Below are 16,394 nucleotides of genomic sequence, written 5' to 3'. Positions count from 1 at the left end.
GTCCTGTCGGTGTTGCGGGTGTATCGGCGCGGTTCATGGGCTCCAAGGCAAACGGCTATATCTACGCGCTCCTCGCCATCGTTATCTTTGCGATCCAGGACGGCATCTCCAAACATCTGGGCAGTGTCTATCCGCCGGTCTTCGTGGCGATGATCCGCTATTGGGCCTTTGCCCTGTTCGCCGTGGCGCTGGCCGCCCGCGCAACGGGAGGGCTCAAGCTGACGGCGACGACGAAACAGCCATTGCTTCAGGTACTGCGCGGGCTGCTGCTGCCGCTGCAGATCGTCATGATCATTACCTCTTTCACGATGGTTGGGCTGGCGCATTCGCAGGCGATCCTTTCAGCGACACCGCTGTTCGTAGCGCTTCTGTCGATGCCGCTTCTGGGCGAGCGTGTCGGCTGGCGCCGATGGCTGGCAATCTCGGTTGGGCTCATCGGCGTACTTCTGATCCTGAAACCGGCCGAAGGCGCGTTCGAACTCACATTCCTGTTGCCCTTGGCCGCAGCACTTGTCTTTGCCCTCTATGTCATCGTCACGCGGCTGGTCAGCCGCGACGATCCGGCGATGACGAGCTTCTTCTACACCGGCATCGTCGGCGCCGTGGCGATCAGCCTTGTCGGCCCATTCTTCTGGACGACGCTGTCGCCACCCGATTGGGGTTGGATGCTGCTCTTGTGCCTCACGGGAACCACGAGCCATTATTTCCTCATCCGTGCCTATGACGTGCTGGACGCGGTCGCCGTCCAGCCTCTGACCTATCTGCAGCTGGTCTTCGCGTCGATCATGGGCGTCAGCCTCTTCGGTGAGACGCTGACCACCAACATGGTTGCCGGCTCGGTGCTCGTGGTTGCGGCCGGCATCTTCACCGTCTGGCGCGAGCGCGTCGTTGCCCGCCGCAAGGCGGGCCTGCCGTCGACCTGACGCGATATCGATATTTTGGCGAATCTTGCTATGGCTTCGCCTTGATGTTGTGCTCGGTTGGCTGCCCCAAAAGCCGATCAGGAGGAGTGCCATGACGTTTCCGTCCGCCGCCGTGCTGGTGTTTTCGACGCTCGCTGCCGTGAATTCCGAAGCTCTGGCGCAGGACAACGTCGCCTATATCGACGACCGATCGGATGGTGCAGCAGTCGTTCGCTCGCTCTACAACGCCATCAATCGCAAGGAATATGCGCGCGCCTACGGTTATTTCGGCGAATCGAAACCGGTTGGCGGTTACAGGACTTTCACGCGCGGTTACGACCGCACCGTTTCGGTCGAAATAAAGCTCGGCAAGGTGAAGACCGAGGCCGGCGCCGGCAGCATCTATTCGGCTGTTCCGGTGGCGGTGAAGTCGATCGAAAAACGTTCGCGGGTACGCTTCTTCGCCGGCTGCTACGTGACGCGGATCATCAATCCTTCGCTGCAGGTGCCGCCGTTCACGCCCTATCAGATCGAAGCGGCGCGCCTCAAGGAAGTGAAGGGACCGCTGGAGGCGGCCCTTCCGACCGTCTGCAACGCCCCGTGACGACGACCTCTACTGAATAGGTCCGCGCCGCTCCGCAAGGAATCTTGACCGTTCGAACACCAGGATTACGGCGAGCGCCATGATGAACGGGATGACGAGATAGAGGATCCGGAAGATCGCCAGCGCCGCCAGCACGTCGGCCGGATCCATTTCCGGCAGGGCGGCGATGAAGACGAGCTCAAGAACGCCAAGTCCGCCCGGCGCGTGCGACAAGAGTGCTGCCGAAAACGACGCCAGAAAGATCCCGAGAATGACGATGAAACCCGGATTGCCGGCTTCCGGCAGGGCGAAATAGATGATCCCGGCGGCACCGATCAGCTCGACCGGCGCGATCACCAGCTGCCGCAGCACGATCGAGGGCTTGGGATAATGCAGCTGGAACCAGCGTGTGCGGATCGACGGCAGGCCGACGAGGCTGCCGATCACATAGAGCGCGATCACGACCAGGATCAGCACGCCCGTCGTCAGCGACATTTCGACCGGCAGGAACTCGGCGAACCGCTCGATGATCTCCGGTTTGACCAGAAGCACGATCGCCGAGAGCATCAGGGTGCCGAGCGTAAAGGTGAACGAGCAGAAGGCGACGAGCACGCCGACTTCGCCCGGCGTCAGCCCTTTCGATCGGTAGGCCCGGTAGCGCACGACAGCGCCCGAAAAGACGGAGGCGCCAAGATTGTGCGAGAGCGCATAGGTGGTGAACGAGCAGACGGTGATGAACCACAGCGAGATACGATGGCCGAGGTGATCGAGCGCCAGCTTGTCGTAGCCGGCAAGTGCTGCATAGGCGACCAGCGTTGCGCCGATCGCCAGCAGCCAGCTTCTCAGGGAAATCGCCTTGAAGCTGGCGATGAATTCGTCCAGCGAGAGACCGCTCAGCTCGTGATAGAGCGCATGCACCGAAAAGATGATCGCCGCCAGCCCGACGACGGGCCAGAAATACGCGCGCAGCCTGCTCATACCGGTGTCGCGATCGCTGCAACAATCTTGGCCGAAGGCCCTTTCGACGGCGTCGCCTTTATCTCGGGACGCATCTGTTCATGAAAGCAGCCGCGATCGCGGCTCCAGCCCGTCACAGTTTCGCGTCCGGAACGCGACGTCTCGGTCCTCACACTTGCCAACGATCCAATTTCCCATTCTGATTTGTTTTGCAAAAGGGAAGCATCTGAGGTCGAGCAGGTCAAGGATCGATGCCCCGGCAGGAGCCGGTGTTTGGTCAAGAAATCGCGAACACGACACGGTAAAGCGGAGGCGGGCGGATGCAGAACGATGAGGAAAAGCCGATCGAGCCGGTTTTTCGCAATGGAACGGTGACGGTCGTCGGCGTGGTGCTGTCGTTTTCGCTGGGCTTTCTCACCCAGTGGGCAGCCAATCCGGTGCCATGGAATATGGGCGATCTTCCCGCCGTCATCCTGTTGGCGATCGGCATCCTTTTGCAGATGCATGCGCTCTGGGACTTTCTGCAGCTGCGGTCGCTGCAGCCAAAGGTCTACGGTCAGGCGACGCGCATCTTCTTCATCGGCGTAGTGGTTACCGGCAGCGGCGTGTTTGCAGCGCTTGTCGCCGACTTTGTCGTGATGATCTCGAAAGCGGGGTGATGGTCGTGGCGGGCTGACCCGCCACGACGTCGTTCGATATCAGGCGGCAAGCGCGTTCAGGATGCGGATCCAGGAACGAATGCCCTTGTGATAGGATTGCAGCTCGTATTTCTCGTTCGGCGAATGGATGCGGTCGTCCGAAAGGCCGAAGCCGACGAGCAGCGATTCCATGCCGAGCATCTTCTGGAAGTCGCCGACGATCGGGATCGAGCCGCCCATGCCGATGACCACGGCCGGCTTCGGCCATTCGTCGGAAAGGGCGAGCTTTGCCGTGTTGAGCAGGTTCGAATCGTAGGGCAGCTGGATTGCCGGCGAACCGCCATGGGCGTGAAATTCGACCGTGCAGTCCGCCGGCACCTTCGAGCGCACATAGGCGCGGAAAGCTTCGCGGATCTTCTCCGGGTTCTGGTTGCCGACCAGGCGGAAGGAGACCTTGGCGGAAGCCTGCGCGGCAATCACCGTCTTGAAGCCTTCGCCGGTGTAGCCGCCGGTGATGCCGTTGATCTCGGCGGTCGGGCGGGCCCAGGTGAGTTCGAGGACCGAACGGTTCTTTTCACCAGACGGGATCGACAGGCCGATTTCGCCGAGGAATTTTTCCGCGGTCTGGCCAAGCGTCTCCCATGCAGCCTTGATCTGGGCCGGGGTTTCCTCGACGCCTTCGTAGAAGCCTTCGAGCGTCACGCGGCTGTTTTCGTCATGAAGCCCGGCGAGGATGCCGGTCAGGATGCGGATCGGGTTGGCGGCAGCACCACCGAAATAGCCCGAATGCAGGTCGCGGTCGGCCGCCTTGATGATGACTTCCTCGCCGACGAGCCCGCGCAAGCCCGCCGAGATCGCAGGCGTGTCCCGGTCCCACATGCTGGTATCGCAGACAAGTGCATAGTCGGCTTTGAGTTCGGCCGCATTGGCTTCGAGGAAAGGTTTTAGCGACGGCGAGCCGGACTCTTCCTCACCTTCGAACAGGATCGTGACGCGGCAGGGCAGCGAACCGTGGACTTCCTTGTAGGCGCGGGCGGCTTCGACGAAGGTCAAGAGCTGGCCCTTGTCGTCGGCGGTGCCTCGGCCGGTGATGACCTTGCGGCCGGGCTCCAGCTCCTTGACGCCGGGTTCGAACGGATCGGTGTCCCACAGGTTCAGGGGATCGACCGGCTGGACGTCGTAATGCCCGTAGAACAGCACATGCGGGGCATCGGCGGTGGCGCCGGCGTGATGGGCAACTACCATCGGATGTCCGGGAGTGTCGCGGATCGAGGCGTCGAAGCCGAGGCCGTTCAGTTCCGCGACCAGCCATTCGGCGGCCTTGCGGCAATCGGCCTTGAAGGCCGGATCGGTCGAGATCGACTTGATGCGCACGAGGTCGAAAAGCCTGTCCAGGCTCTTCGGCAGGTTTGCGTCTGCGCGCTCGAGAATGGGGGTGATATCTGCCATCATGCATATCCTTGCTTCAAGTTTTGCCGGAACCTACTGCATGACGCCGCAAATCGGAATCGATTTCAGCAGCGAAATCATGCGGCCGTTCGACGGGCGGCAGCGATTTTGGCGTGTCCGAACGAACCCGCTCAGGTTGTTTAGAACCTCATGCGGGTGGATTTAAGCCAAATTTTTTGATGGAACGATTAGGGAGACGTGTTGCCTGTCACGCGGCACCGCCGTCACGCGCGGCATGGGCAAGCGCCATGCGCATGTATTCGAGCATGAGTTCGCGCTCGAATTGCCTGAGGCCTGATAACAGCGACTGATCGGCGGCAAGCGCTGCCTCCTTGGCCGCCGCCTCGATTTCCCTCGCCCTCTCGGTCAGGAAGATTTGCTGCGAACGCTTGTCCTGCGGATGTTTGCGCCTGACGATGAGCCCGTCGCGTTCCATTCTCGCCAGCGTGTTGGCCATGGTCGCCTGTTCGATGTCGAGCCTGTCGAGAAGCTGTTTCTGGGTCAGACCCTCCTCGGCCCATAGTTCCAACAGGACGGGAAACTGCCCGGGCGCGAAGCCGAGCTTCTGACCGCGCTCCTGAAGTGCACGCGAGAAGCTTTTGGCCAGCAGGCTGGCCAGGTAAGTCGCAGATTCCATACGGTTGAAGGCCATGCTCCAGTGGGTACGCTCGAAGCGGCGCGAAGACAAGTTACAAAGCAGGCGATGGACTTGAGAAAGCCTTATCTCACAAGGATTTGACAAGGACTTGACCCAACCAACGAGAAACCGCCACGGCGCGGAGGCGGCGCCGTGGCGGTTCTCTGAAAACGGGACAAAGGCCCGGAGAGGGGGATAAGGCCTTTGTCCTCATCTGGTGCGGGCGGGGGACAGGCCAATCACCAGAAGACGGCATCACTCGGTGCCGTTGACTAAGATTTGAGGATTCAAATGTGGCTTTTCAAGGATTGGGCCAATGAATCGCACATTACAAATGCGTAACGTTTCTGTGAAAGCCGGACATTGCTCAAGCGCCCTTCGAGCGCCGGTTCCGCAAGGCAAAAATGACCTCCACGGCGCCGATCGCGATTGCAGTCGCCAACGCTGATTTCGCCACATCGCGGGCCGATTGATCCGGCCTGATGCACATGACGATAATGAAGGCGACGAAAAGTGCGGCCCGAGCGATCGCGTATTCGACCTTCTGCACAGTGGCCACGGCGCGGCGTCCGCCCGTCTGAAATGGGCATCGAGCCCCGTCGTCGCAAGCAGATAGATCGGCGCAAAGACGGTCTTGATGACGACAAGGAATGCCGGATCGCTCAACAGCCAGGAAATGACGAAACAGACTCCGGCAAACCCTGAAAGAACAAGGTACTGTCTCAGTGCATATTGCACGTCATGCGGCATCGCTTGCTCCTCTGTGACAGCTGGACATTGTAGTGTTCGACGAGAAAACCGCAATGGACGTTTGGCTCACCCCGCGCTATCCATTGCCCATGAAAAACGGTGATCACCTCTTCCTCGTCGACGGCTCCGGATTCATCTTCCGGGCGTTCCACGCCATCCCGCCGCTCAACCGCAAATCCGATGGCCTTCCGGTCAATGCGGTGTCCGGTTTCTGCAACATGTTGTGGAAGTTGCTCACCGATGCGCGCGACACCTCCGTCGGCGTGACGCCGACGCATTTCGCCGTCATTTTCGACTATTCCTCGAAAACGTTCCGAAACGAACTCTACGATCTCTACAAGGCCAATCGCTCGGCGCCGCCTGAGGATCTGATCCCGCAGTTCGGGCTGATCCGCCACGCCACGCGCGCCTTCAACCTGCCTTGCATCGAGAAGGAAGGGTTTGAGGCCGATGACCTGATCGCCACCTATACGCGCCTTGCCGAAAAGGCGGGCGCCAGCGTCACCATCATCTCCTCCGACAAGGACCTGATGCAACTCGTGACGCCGAACGTCTCGATGTACGACAGCATGAAGGACAAGCAGATCTCGATCCCGGAAGTGATCGAGAAATGGGGTGTGCCGCCGGAAAAGATGATCGATCTTCAGGCGATGACCGGCGACTCGACCGACAACGTGCCTGGCATCCCCGGCATCGGCCCCAAGACCGCGGCGCAATTGCTGGAGGAATACGGCGATCTCGATACGCTGCTGGCGCGTGCGGGCGAAATCAAGCAGGCCAAGCGCCGCGAAAACATCATCGCCAATGCCGACCTTGCCCGCCTGTCACGCCAGTTGGTGACGCTGCGCACCGACACGCCGCTCGACGTCCCTCTCGAGGAGCTGCATCTCGAACCGCAGGATGGGCCGCGCCTCGTCGCCTTCCTGAAGGCGATGGAATTCACCACGCTCACCCGTCGCGTGGCCGCCGCCACCGATACGGACGCCGATGTGGTCGAACCGGCCGCGGTGCCGGTCGAGTGGGGCGCGGATGCGCGCGGACCGGATCTCGACAAGGCTGCGGCTGCCCCGGCGTCGTCGAGTGCCGGCGAGGCCGCGCCTGCGGCCGTGAGCCAGGTAGCCTCCACGGGCGAGGCCACTGACGCCACACCAGAGGCGCTCGCACAATCGCGCGCAGCCCTTTTCGCCAGCGCTACCATCGACCACTCGCGGTATGTCGCGATCCGCGATCTGCCGACGCTCGACGCCTGGATTGCCGACGCCAAGGACGCGGGCCTCGTCGCCTTCGACACCGAAACGACGTCGCTCGATGCCATGCAGGCCGAGCTCGTCGGCTTCTCGCTGGCGCTTGCTGACTATGGCAAGGACCCTTCGGGAACGGTGATCCGCGCCGCCTATGTGCCGCTGATCCATAAAACAGGAGTGGGCGATCTTCTCGGCGGCGGCCATGCTGAAAACCAGATTCCGGTGCGCGAGGCGCTCAGCCGGCTGAAGGTGCTGCTTGAAGATCCTTCGGTGTTGAAAGTCGCACAGAACCTCAAATACGACTACCTCCTCATGAAGCGACACGGCATCACCGTCCAGGGCTTCGACGACACCATGCTGATGTCCTACGTCGTTGATGCCGGCAACGGCACGCACGGGATGGATGCGCTGTCGGAGCGCTGGCTCGGTCACAAGCCGCTCGCCTACAAGGACATGACCGGCAGCGGCAAATCGTCGGTGACCTTCGATTATGTCGATATCGACCGCGCCACCGCCTATGCCGCCGAGGATGCCGAAGTCACCCTGCGCCTCTGGCACGTGCTGAAGCCGCGGCTGGTGGCCAAGGGGCTGGTGCGCGTCTATGAGCGGCTGGAGCGCCCGCTCGTGCCGGTGCTGGCCCACATGGAAGAGCGCGGTATCACCATCGATCGCCAGATCCTGTCGCGCCTCTCCGGCGAACTGGCGCAAGGGGCAGCGGCGCTCGAAGACGAGATCTACAAGTTAGCCGGCGAAACATTTACCGTCGGCTCGCCCAAGCAGCTCGGCGATATCCTCTTCGGCAAGATGGGGCTGCCCGGCGGTTCGAAGACCAAGACCGGCCAATGGTCGACCTCGGCGCAGGTGCTCGAGGATCTCGCGGCGGAGGGCCACGAACTGCCGCGCAAGATCGTCGACTGGCGCCAGATGACCAAGTTGAAGTCGACCTATACGGACGCCTTGCCGGGTTTCGTCCATCCGGAAACCAAACGCGTCCACACCTCCTATGCGCTGGCGGCGACGACGACGGGACGCCTGTCCTCGTCCGACCCGAACCTGCAGAACATCCCGGTGCGCACCGCCGAAGGCCGCAAGATCCGCACGGCCTTCATTGCCACATCAGGTCACAAGCTGGTTTCGGCCGACTACAGCCAGATCGAACTGCGCGTGCTTGCCCATGTCGCCGACATCCCGCAGCTTCGCCAGGCCTTTGCCGATGGCGTCGACATTCACGCGATGACGGCTTCGGAGATGTTCGGCGTTCCTGTCGCGGGCATGCCGAGCGAAATCCGCCGGCGGGCGAAGGCCATCAACTTCGGCATCATCTACGGTATCTCCGCTTTCGGCCTTGCCAACCAGTTGTCGATCGAGCGCTCGGAAGCCAGCGACTACATCAAGAAGTATTTCGAGCGTTTCCCCGGCATTCGCGACTACATGGAAAACACCAAGGCCTTTGCCCGCGAGCACGGCTATGTCGAAACGATCTTCGGGCGGCGTGCACATTACCCCGACATTCGCTCGTCGATCCCCTCGCATCGCGCCTTCAACGAGCGCGCTTCGATCAACGCGCCGATCCAGGGGTCCGCAGCTGATATCATCCGTCGTGCCATGGTGAAAATCGAGCCGGCGCTGAGTGAGGCGAAGCTTTCCGCCCGCATGCTGCTGCAGGTGCACGACGAACTGATCTTCGAGGTCGAGGATGCCGACGTCGAGCGGACCATCCCGATCGTCGTGTCGGTGATGGAAAATGCCGCGATGCCGGCGCTCGACATGCGGGTACCGCTCAAGGTCGATGCCCGCGCCGCGATGAACTGGGACGAGGCGCACTGAGGTTTCCCTGAGGGATTCCATCAGCGACCTTGCATCGACAGCTGCGGTTATTCTTGCAGAAGGCGGCCACGACGGCCGCCTTCTGCCTGTCGGCGTATCACGATGATAGAAAGCGCATGCCGCCGCCGTCTCAGCGGTTGCGGTCGTCCTCGTCTCCCCCTAGGCAGCGATCGGGGAGGGCGCTAGCGCGCCCGGCAGAGCCGCCGATCGGAGGAGACCATGGCCACCAACACATTCATCCTTGTGCTGTCCTGTGACGACAAGCCGGGCATCGTTGCCGCAGTGACGACGGAGCTGGCCGGCCTTGGCGCGAATATCGCCGAGAGCAGCCAGTTCTGGGATCGGCACACCAACAGCTTCTTCATGCGCATCGCCTTCCAGGCGCCCGATGGCATGACGCGGGACGACGTCGAGCGGGCGTTGCGGCCGGCGGTCGACCGGTTCCAGATGCGCACCGCGCTGACGGAAGCCGCACGCAAGCCGAAGATCGTCATCCTGGTGTCGAAGTTCGACCATGCGCTCCTGCGTCTGCTCTACCAGATCCGCGTCGGCTGGCTGAACGCCGAGGTCGCCGCCATCGTTTCCAATCACGAGGACAGCCGGCGCACGGCGGAACTCGAGGCGATCCCGTTTCATCATTGGACGGGATCGAAGACCAACAGGGAAGAGCAGGAGGAAAAGCTGTTGCGCCTGACGCAGGAGACCGGCGCCGATCTGGTGATCCTGGCGCGGTACATGCAGGTGTTTTCGGACAATCTGTCAAAGCGCCTCTACGGCAAGGCGATCAACATCCATCACTCGTTCCTGCCGTCGTTCAAGGGGGCCAGGCCCTACCACCAGGCCCACGAACGCGGCGTCAAGCTGATTGGCGCCACGGCCCACTACGTCACCCCGGATCTCGACGAGGGGCCGATCATCGAGCAGGAAACCGAACGTGTCAGCCACGCGCTGACGGCGGAGGACTTCGTCGCCAGCGGCCGTGACATCGAAAGCCGCGTGCTGGCCCGTGCCGTCAAGCTGCACCTGGAACGGCGGGTGATGCTCAACGGCCATAAGACCGTCGTCTTCAGCTGACGGTGGATAGTGCAGAACGGGCGGCGGAGGGCGTGCGGAAGCTCGAAAACAGCCGCCTCAGCCCGTCACGCCCTTCGGCGACGATGTCGAACGGGCGACCAAAGAGCAGCCACTGGGTGCAAAGCCCAAGCATCATCCAGTGAAGCGTGCGGGTCGCCGACGTGGGCGTCCAGCTGTCCTGCATGTAGCCCTTGGCAAGGGCGCGGGAAAAGGCCAGTTCGAGCAGGGCATTATGATGTTCGTCGAGTTCCTTGTGGCGGGTCAGGACCTCGCTCATGTCGCCGTCGTAGTTGGTGCGCAGCATGATGGTGAGAATGCGCTGGCGCTGCTCGTCGGCGGCCAGGATATCGATCCAGGCGCCCATGGCGTCCTCGACGATTGCCAGCGTATCGGCGGCCTCGGCCTCGATTTCCTGGGCGATCATGTCTTCCTGGGGCAGCGGCACGGCATCGTGCAGGGCCAGGAAAAGATCGGTCTTGTTGGCGAAGTGCCAGTAGATGGCGCCGCGGGTCACGCCCGCTTCCTTGGCCACTTCCTCAAGCGTGGTGTTTGAAACACCCTTTTCGTAGAACACACGTTCAGCGGCGCTCAGGATCTTCTGCCGGGTTGCCTCCGCATCGGCTTTCGTTCTGCGCATTCATTCCTCCTTGCAGAACGGCCCGCCGAGAGGGCGGGCCGTCGATAGCAGTGTTATTCGGCGGGTGTTGGGGTCTCGGCTGCAGCCGGTGTGGCTTCTACCTTCTTGCGTCCGAACAGCTTCGTGACGAACACGAAGAACACCGGAACGAAGAAGATCGCCAGCACCGTTGCCGAGATCATACCACCCATCACGCCGGTACCGATGGCGCGCTGGCTGCCAGAGCTTGCGCCGGTGGCAATCGCCAGCGGCAGAACGCCGAGCGTGAAGGCGAGCGACGTCATCAGGATCGGGCGGAAGCGTAAGTGTGCTGCCTCCAGCGTCGCATCGATCAGCGATTTGCCCTGTTCACGCAGTTCCTTGGCGAACTCGATGATCAGGATGGCGTTCTTCGCCGACAGGCCGATGATCGCGATCAGGCCGACCTTGAAGTACACGTCGTTCGGCATCTCGCGCATGGTCACGGCAAGCACCGAACCGATGACGCCGAGCGGAACCACCATGATGACCGCCACCGGGATCGACCAGCTCTCATAGAGCGCAGCCAGGCACAGGAAGACGAGCAGGCACGACAGCGCGATCAAGAGAGGCGCCTGGGTACCCGACTGGATTTCCTGCAGGGACTGGCCGGTCCATTCGTAACCGAAGCCTGCCGACAGTTCGCCCGCAAGCCGCTGCATTTCGTTGATCGCGTCACCGGAGGAGTAACCCGGAGCCGCTTCGCCGCTGATGCGTACCGACGGGTAGCCGTTGTAGCCGATCGTCTGGGTCGAGGCCTTGACCCACTCCACCGTCGCGAAGGCGGAGAGCGGGACCATGCCGCCATTGGCGTTGCGGACGTTGAGGTTCAACAGATCCGCCGTCTGCATGCGCTGACCCTCGTCCGCCTGCACCGTCACGCGCTGCATGCGGCCGGCATTCGGGAAGTCGTTGACATAAGACGAGCCAAGGTTGGTCGAGATCGTCGAGTTGATGTCCGCAAAGGTCACGCCGAAGGTATTGGCCTTTTCGCGGTCGATGGCCACGCTGACCTGAGCCGCATCGGGCATGCCTTCGAAGCGAACCCCGGTCACGATCTTGCTCTGAGCCGCAAGGCCGAGAAGCTGGTCGCGTGCCTGGGACAAAGCCGCTTCGCCGAGACCGCCACGATCCTGCAGGCGGAAGGAGAAGCCCCCGGTGGTGCCGAGGCCCTGGATCGCCGGCGGCGACAGCGCGAAGCTGATCGCATCCTTGATCTGGCTCATGGCCATGGTGGCCCGCATGGCGATCGATTGAGCGGCGTTGTCGGCGTCGCGTTCCTTCCAGTCCTTCAGCGTCACGAAGGCGAGCGCTGCGTTCTGTCCGGTGCCGAAGAAGGAGAAGCCGTTGATCGCGATGATGCGTTCGACAGCCGGCTCCTGGCCGAAGATCTTCTCCGCCTGTTCCACCACCTCGGTCGTACGGTTGCCCGTCGCTTCGGAGGGGAGCTGCATCATGACGATCACGAAGCCCTGGTCTTCGTCCGGAAGGAACGACGACGGCAGCTTCATGAACAGCCAGCCGAGGCCGGCCAAGACGGCGATGTAGACGATCATGTAGCGACCGGTGCGGTGGACCAGGCGCTTCACGATGCCGCTATAGCCGTGCGAGGTCTTGTCGAAGCTGCGGTTGAACCAGCCGAAGAAGCCGCGCTTGGCGTGGTGGTGGCCCTTCGGAACCTGCTTCAGGAAGCTGGCGCACAGCGCCGGCGTCAGCGACAGCGCGAGCAGTGCCGAGAACAGGATCGACACGACCATGGTCAGCGAGAACTGGCGATAGATCACGCCGACGGCGCCCGGGAAGAAGGCCATCGGAATGAACACCGAAGCCAGCACCAGCGTGATGCCGATGACGGCGCCGGTGATCTGCTTCATTGCCTTGCGGGTGGCGTCCTTCGGTGTCAGCCCCTCTTCGGACATGATGCGTTCGACGTTCTCGACGACGATGATCGCATCGTCGACCAGGATGCCGATCGCCAGCACCATGCCGAACATGGTCAGAACGTTGATCGAGAAGCCCATCGCCAGCATCACCGCGCAGGTGCCCAGAAGAGCGACCGGCACGACGAGTGTCGGGATGATGGTGTAGCGGATGTTCTGCAGGAACAGGAACATCACGATGAAGACGAGCGCGACCGCTTCGACCAGCGTCGAAAGCACCTTCTCGATGGAAACGGCAACGAACGGCGAGGTGTCGTAGGGAACCGAATATTCCAGGCCCTCCGGGAAGAACTTCGACAGTTCGTCCATGCGCTCCTTGATCGCCGTCGAGGTCGACATCGCGTTGCCGCTTGGCGACAGCTGTATGGCGATAGCCGCGGACGGCTTGCCGTTCAGGCGGGTCGAAAACGCGTAGCTTTCGCCGCCGATCTCGACGCGGGCAACGTCGCGCAGACGAACGGAGGAGCCGTCCGGATTGGCGCGAAGCACGATCGCTCCGAATTCCTCGGCGCTCGACAGCTGACCCTTGACGACAACAGGAGCACTGATCTGCTGCGTGATCGGGTTCGGCTGTGCGCCGATCGAGCCGGATGCGATCTGGGCGTTCTGGGCCTGGATGGCATTCGTCACGTCGCCGGCGGTCAGGTTGAGGCCGAGCATCTTGTCCGGATCGAGCCAGATGCGCATCGAGCGTTCGGTCGCAAACAGCTGCGCACGGCCGACGCCGGGCACGCGCTGGACTTCGTTCAGCACGTTGCGGCTGAGATAGTCGCCGAGACCGATGGCGTCCATAGAGCCGTCGGTCGAGGTGAGCGCGACGATCATCAGGAAGCCGGAACCGGCTTCGTCGACCTGTACGCCCTGGCGCTTGACCGAATCGGGCAGGCGCGGTTCGACGCGGCGAACGCGGTTCTGAATGTCGACGGCCGCCTGTCCCGGATCTGTACCGGGTGCAAAGGTGGCGCTGATGTCGACCGAGCCGGCAGCGCTGGAGGTCGATTCGAAATAGAGCAGGCCTTCGACGCCGTTCAGCTCGTTTTCGATCAGCCGGGTGACGCTCTGATAGGTGTCCTGCGACGAAGCGCCGGGGTAGCTCGTGTTGATGGAGATCTGCGGCGGCGCAACATCAGGATATTGCGATACCGGCAACAGCGGTATCGCGATGATGCCGGCGAGCATGATGAAGATCGCCACCACCCAGGCAAAAATAGGCCTGTCGATGAAAAAACTAGGCATTAATCAGCACTCACTCTGTGGCTTCAGCGGGCTTTGCGTCGGTCGCCGCGGTCGTCTGGGCTGCTTCGGCCGCCGGCTTTGCATTCGGATCCCAGTCGGTCGGCTCCACCGGCGCGCCGGGGCCGATCTTCTGGAAGCCTTCGACGATGACCTTTTCGCCGGGCTTCAGCCCCGAGGCCACCTGCCAGCGGGTTCCGACCGTGCGTCCAAGTGTGACGTTGCGGAACTCGACCTTCTTGTCGGCGGCCACGACATAGACCTGCGACTGGCCGGCATTGTTGCGCTGGACAGCCTGCTGCGGCACGGTGATCGCGTCCTTCTCGACACCCTGCTGGACCAGCACGCGGACATACATGCCCGGCAATAGGTCGCCGTCGGGATTGGGGAACTCGCCGCGCAGCGTTACCTGGCCGGTCGTCGCGTCAACGGCCGCTTCCGAGAACAGGAGCTTGCCCTTGTGTTCATAAGGCGTGCCGTCGTCGAGGATCAGTTGAACCTCGGCCTCCTGGTCACCGCTCATCATCTGGCCGGCTTCAAGCGCCTTGCGCAGGCGGATGAGATCGGTCGCCGACTGGGTAAAGTCGGCATAGAGCGGATCGAGTTGCTGGATCGTGGCGAGGTTTTCCGAGCTGTTGGCGCTGACGAGCGCACCCTCGGTGATGAGAGCGCGTCCGATCTGGCCGCTGATCGGGGCGGTCACGTTGGCGTATTGCAGGTCGAGCTTGGCAGCGGCCAAGCCCGCCTGGGCGATGGCGACGTCGGCGTTTGCTGCAGCCAGCAGGCCGTTTGCATCGTCGAACTGCTGGGCGGCGACGACGTTTGCCTTCTTCAGAGCTTCCTGTCGGGCAGCCTTCTGTTCGGCCTGGAGATGCACGGCCTGGGCGCGGCGCAGGGTCGCTTCGGCCTTTTCGACCTGGACCTGGAAGGGAGCAGGGTCGATGCGGTAGAGCACGTCACCTTCCTTGACCTTCGAGCCCTGCTGGAAGACGCGTTCGACGACGATGCCGGAAACGCGCGGACGAACTTCGGCGACGCGCGTCGCGGTGATGCGGCCCGGCAGTTCATTGGTGATCGGCAGCGTCTCGGATGCGGTCGTGAAGACAGCGACGGCCGATGGCGGGAAGGCGGGAGCGGCCTGTTCTTCGTCTTTCTGGCAGCCGGAAAGGAGAATCACGGTTGCCAAGGCGGCGGCCAGTGTCGGTCGGTTCATGCGCATAGCGATGTCCATATTCGGTGACCGTGCGCAGCCAGTGCGTATCGCAGGGCTGCGCGGTCCGGAAGTGAAGGGAAGCAATTACCAGTATCGGGATGGGAAAATACCGGAACGCTAATATACAAACACAAATGTATGTTAATTTGCGCCGCAGTGCAACACCGTGATGCAGCGCGTTGAATCGATCAAAAAAATCAGCCGCCGCAGTGCTTTCGGCACCACGGCGGCTTGATATCACTAAGGTGTGATCCGGGTTTGTCGCCGGATTATCGTCTCAGGCGAGGACGCGGTCGTCGGCACCGAAGCGGTGCATGCTGCCGACCATCGGCGTCGCAAAGACAATGTCATCAGGCGCGTAGCGGTGTTCGCCAAACAGCCGAACGGTGATCAGACCGACCTGGTCGGACTCGATATAGACAATCGTGTCGGCGCCCAGATGCTCGACGTGGATGACCTTGCCCTTCCAGTCGCCACTCTCGCGCGACAGACCGATATGTTCCGGCCGGATGCCGATCGTCTTGGCGCCGGGATCGCCGAGGCGGGCGCCGTCGACGAAGTTCATCTGCGGCGAGCCGATGAAGCCACCGACGAAGACATTGGCCGGCCGGTTGTAGAGATCCATCGGCGAGCCGATCTGCTCGATCTGGCCGGCGTTCAGCACCACGATCTTGTCGGCCAGCGTCATCGCTTCGACCTGATCATGGGTCACGTAGATCATCGTGGCCTTCAGGCTGCGATGCAGCCGGGCGATCTCGAGCCGGGTGTTGACGCGCAAGGCCGCATCGAGGTTCGACAAGGGCTCGTCGAACAGGAACAGCTTCGGTTCGCGCACGATGGCGCGGCCGATGGCGACACGCTGGCGCTGGCCGCCGGAAAGTTCCGCCGGGCGCCGGGCGAGATAGGGGTCGAGCGACAGCATGCTGGCGGCCTTGCCGACCTTGTCCTCGATTTCAGCTTTCGGCTTGCCGGCCTGCTTCAGGCCCAGGCCCATATTGTCCTTCACCGTCAGGTGCGGATAGAGCGCATAGGACTGGAATACCATGGCGATGCCGCGCTTGGCGGGGGCCACGTGTCCGACTTCGACGCCGTCGATCTGGACGCTGCCGGAGGTCGCGTCCTCAAGGCCGGCAATGGTGCGCAGCAATGTCGACTTGCCGCAGCCGGAAGGACCCACGAAGATGACGAACTCGCCGTCCTTCACTTCCAGGTCGATGCCCTTGAGAACCTCATGGTTTCCGTAGGCCTTGCGGATGGATTTGAGTTGAAGTGATCCCACCTAATTGCCCCTC

The 16,394-nt window shown here is 62.3% G+C and carries 13 protein-coding genes; 5 read left to right on the top strand and 8 right to left on the bottom strand.

All coding sequences use genetic code 11. The features are described 5' to 3' along the window. Positions 1–35 precede the first annotated feature (35 nt). Together BKP54_RS18780 and BKP54_RS18775 are read left to right on the top strand one after the other, a co-directional pair. On the top strand, positions 36–923 hold the full coding sequence (locus tag BKP54_RS18780) for a DMT family transporter (RefSeq protein ID WP_025425435.1): 888 nt from the start codon (positions 36–38) through the stop codon (positions 921–923). 91 nt (positions 924–1,014) lie between these two features. Beyond that, a complete protein-coding gene (locus BKP54_RS18775) occupies positions 1,015–1,506 on the top strand; it encodes a hypothetical protein (RefSeq protein ID WP_025425436.1) in 492 nt (163 codons plus the stop codon). A 9-nt stretch (positions 1,507–1,515) separates the two neighbouring features. On the opposite strand, the gene BKP54_RS18770 is transcribed toward BKP54_RS18775, so the two are convergent. Then, positions 1,516–2,463 carry a YbhN family protein gene (locus BKP54_RS18770; RefSeq protein WP_025425437.1) on the bottom strand — a complete coding sequence of 316 codons (948 nt, stop codon included), beginning with the start codon at positions 2,461–2,463 and terminating at the stop codon, positions 1,516–1,518. A gap of 299 nt (positions 2,464–2,762) precedes the next feature. Between BKP54_RS18770 and BKP54_RS18765 the strand changes: the two genes are divergently transcribed. Next, entirely contained in the window at positions 2,763–3,101 is a 339-nt protein-coding gene (locus tag BKP54_RS18765) for a hypothetical protein (protein WP_025425438.1), read from the top strand. 39 nt (positions 3,102–3,140) lie between these two features. Here BKP54_RS18765 and BKP54_RS18760 read toward each other — a convergent pair whose 3' ends face one another. The 3 genes from BKP54_RS18760 to BKP54_RS18750 form a co-directional block, all read right to left on the bottom strand. Further along, on the bottom strand, positions 3,141–4,532 hold the full coding sequence (locus BKP54_RS18760) for a M20/M25/M40 family metallo-hydrolase (RefSeq protein WP_025425439.1): 1,392 nt from the start codon (positions 4,530–4,532) through the stop codon (positions 3,141–3,143). A gap of 205 nt (positions 4,533–4,737) precedes the next feature. Beyond that, positions 4,738–5,181, bottom strand: a complete 444-nt coding sequence (locus BKP54_RS18755) for a MarR family transcriptional regulator (RefSeq protein WP_025425440.1) — start codon at positions 5,179–5,181, stop codon at positions 4,738–4,740. A gap of 352 nt (positions 5,182–5,533) precedes the next feature. Continuing rightward, positions 5,534–5,725 (bottom strand): hypothetical protein, encoded by a 192-nt coding sequence (locus BKP54_RS18750; RefSeq protein ID WP_084814696.1) that lies wholly within the window; start codon positions 5,723–5,725, stop codon positions 5,534–5,536. Positions 5,726–6,005: 280 nt separating this feature from the next. On the opposite strand from BKP54_RS18750, the gene polA reads away from it, so the two are divergent. Then, positions 6,006–8,987, top strand: a complete 2,982-nt coding sequence (gene polA / locus BKP54_RS18745; RefSeq protein WP_025425442.1) for a DNA polymerase I — start codon at positions 6,006–6,008, stop codon at positions 8,985–8,987. A gap of 219 nt (positions 8,988–9,206) precedes the next feature. Continuing rightward, positions 9,207–10,061, top strand: a complete 855-nt coding sequence (purU, locus tag BKP54_RS18740; protein ID WP_057204380.1) for a formyltetrahydrofolate deformylase — start codon at positions 9,207–9,209, stop codon at positions 10,059–10,061. On the opposite strand, the gene BKP54_RS18735 is transcribed toward purU, so the two are convergent. The 4 genes from BKP54_RS18735 to BKP54_RS18720 form a co-directional block, all read right to left on the bottom strand. After that, complete coding sequence (locus BKP54_RS18735) at positions 10,054–10,698, bottom strand: TetR family transcriptional regulator (protein WP_025425444.1); 645 nt, start codon at positions 10,696–10,698, stop codon at positions 10,054–10,056. The genes purU and BKP54_RS18735 overlap by 8 nt on opposite strands. Before the next feature lie 53 nt (positions 10,699–10,751). Then, entirely contained in the window at positions 10,752–13,892 is a 3,141-nt protein-coding gene (locus tag BKP54_RS18730; RefSeq protein WP_025425445.1) for an efflux RND transporter permease subunit, read from the bottom strand. A gap of 10 nt (positions 13,893–13,902) precedes the next feature. Further along, positions 13,903–15,120 (bottom strand): efflux RND transporter periplasmic adaptor subunit, encoded by a 1,218-nt coding sequence (locus BKP54_RS18725; RefSeq protein ID WP_025425446.1) that lies wholly within the window; start codon positions 15,118–15,120, stop codon positions 13,903–13,905. A 259-nt stretch (positions 15,121–15,379) separates the two neighbouring features. After that, positions 15,380–16,381 carry an ATP-binding cassette domain-containing protein gene (locus BKP54_RS18720; protein ID WP_025425447.1) on the bottom strand — a complete coding sequence of 334 codons (1,002 nt, stop codon included), beginning with the start codon at positions 16,379–16,381 and terminating at the stop codon, positions 15,380–15,382. Positions 16,382–16,394 lie beyond the last annotated feature (13 nt).

This window comes from Ensifer sp. 1H6 (genome assembly GCF_001976035.1).
Classification (GTDB): Bacteria; Pseudomonadota; Alphaproteobacteria; order Rhizobiales; family Rhizobiaceae; genus Ensifer; species Ensifer canadensis.
The sequence above is the reverse complement of the archived record's forward strand: the minus strand, read 5'-3'. Positions and strand labels throughout refer to the sequence as shown.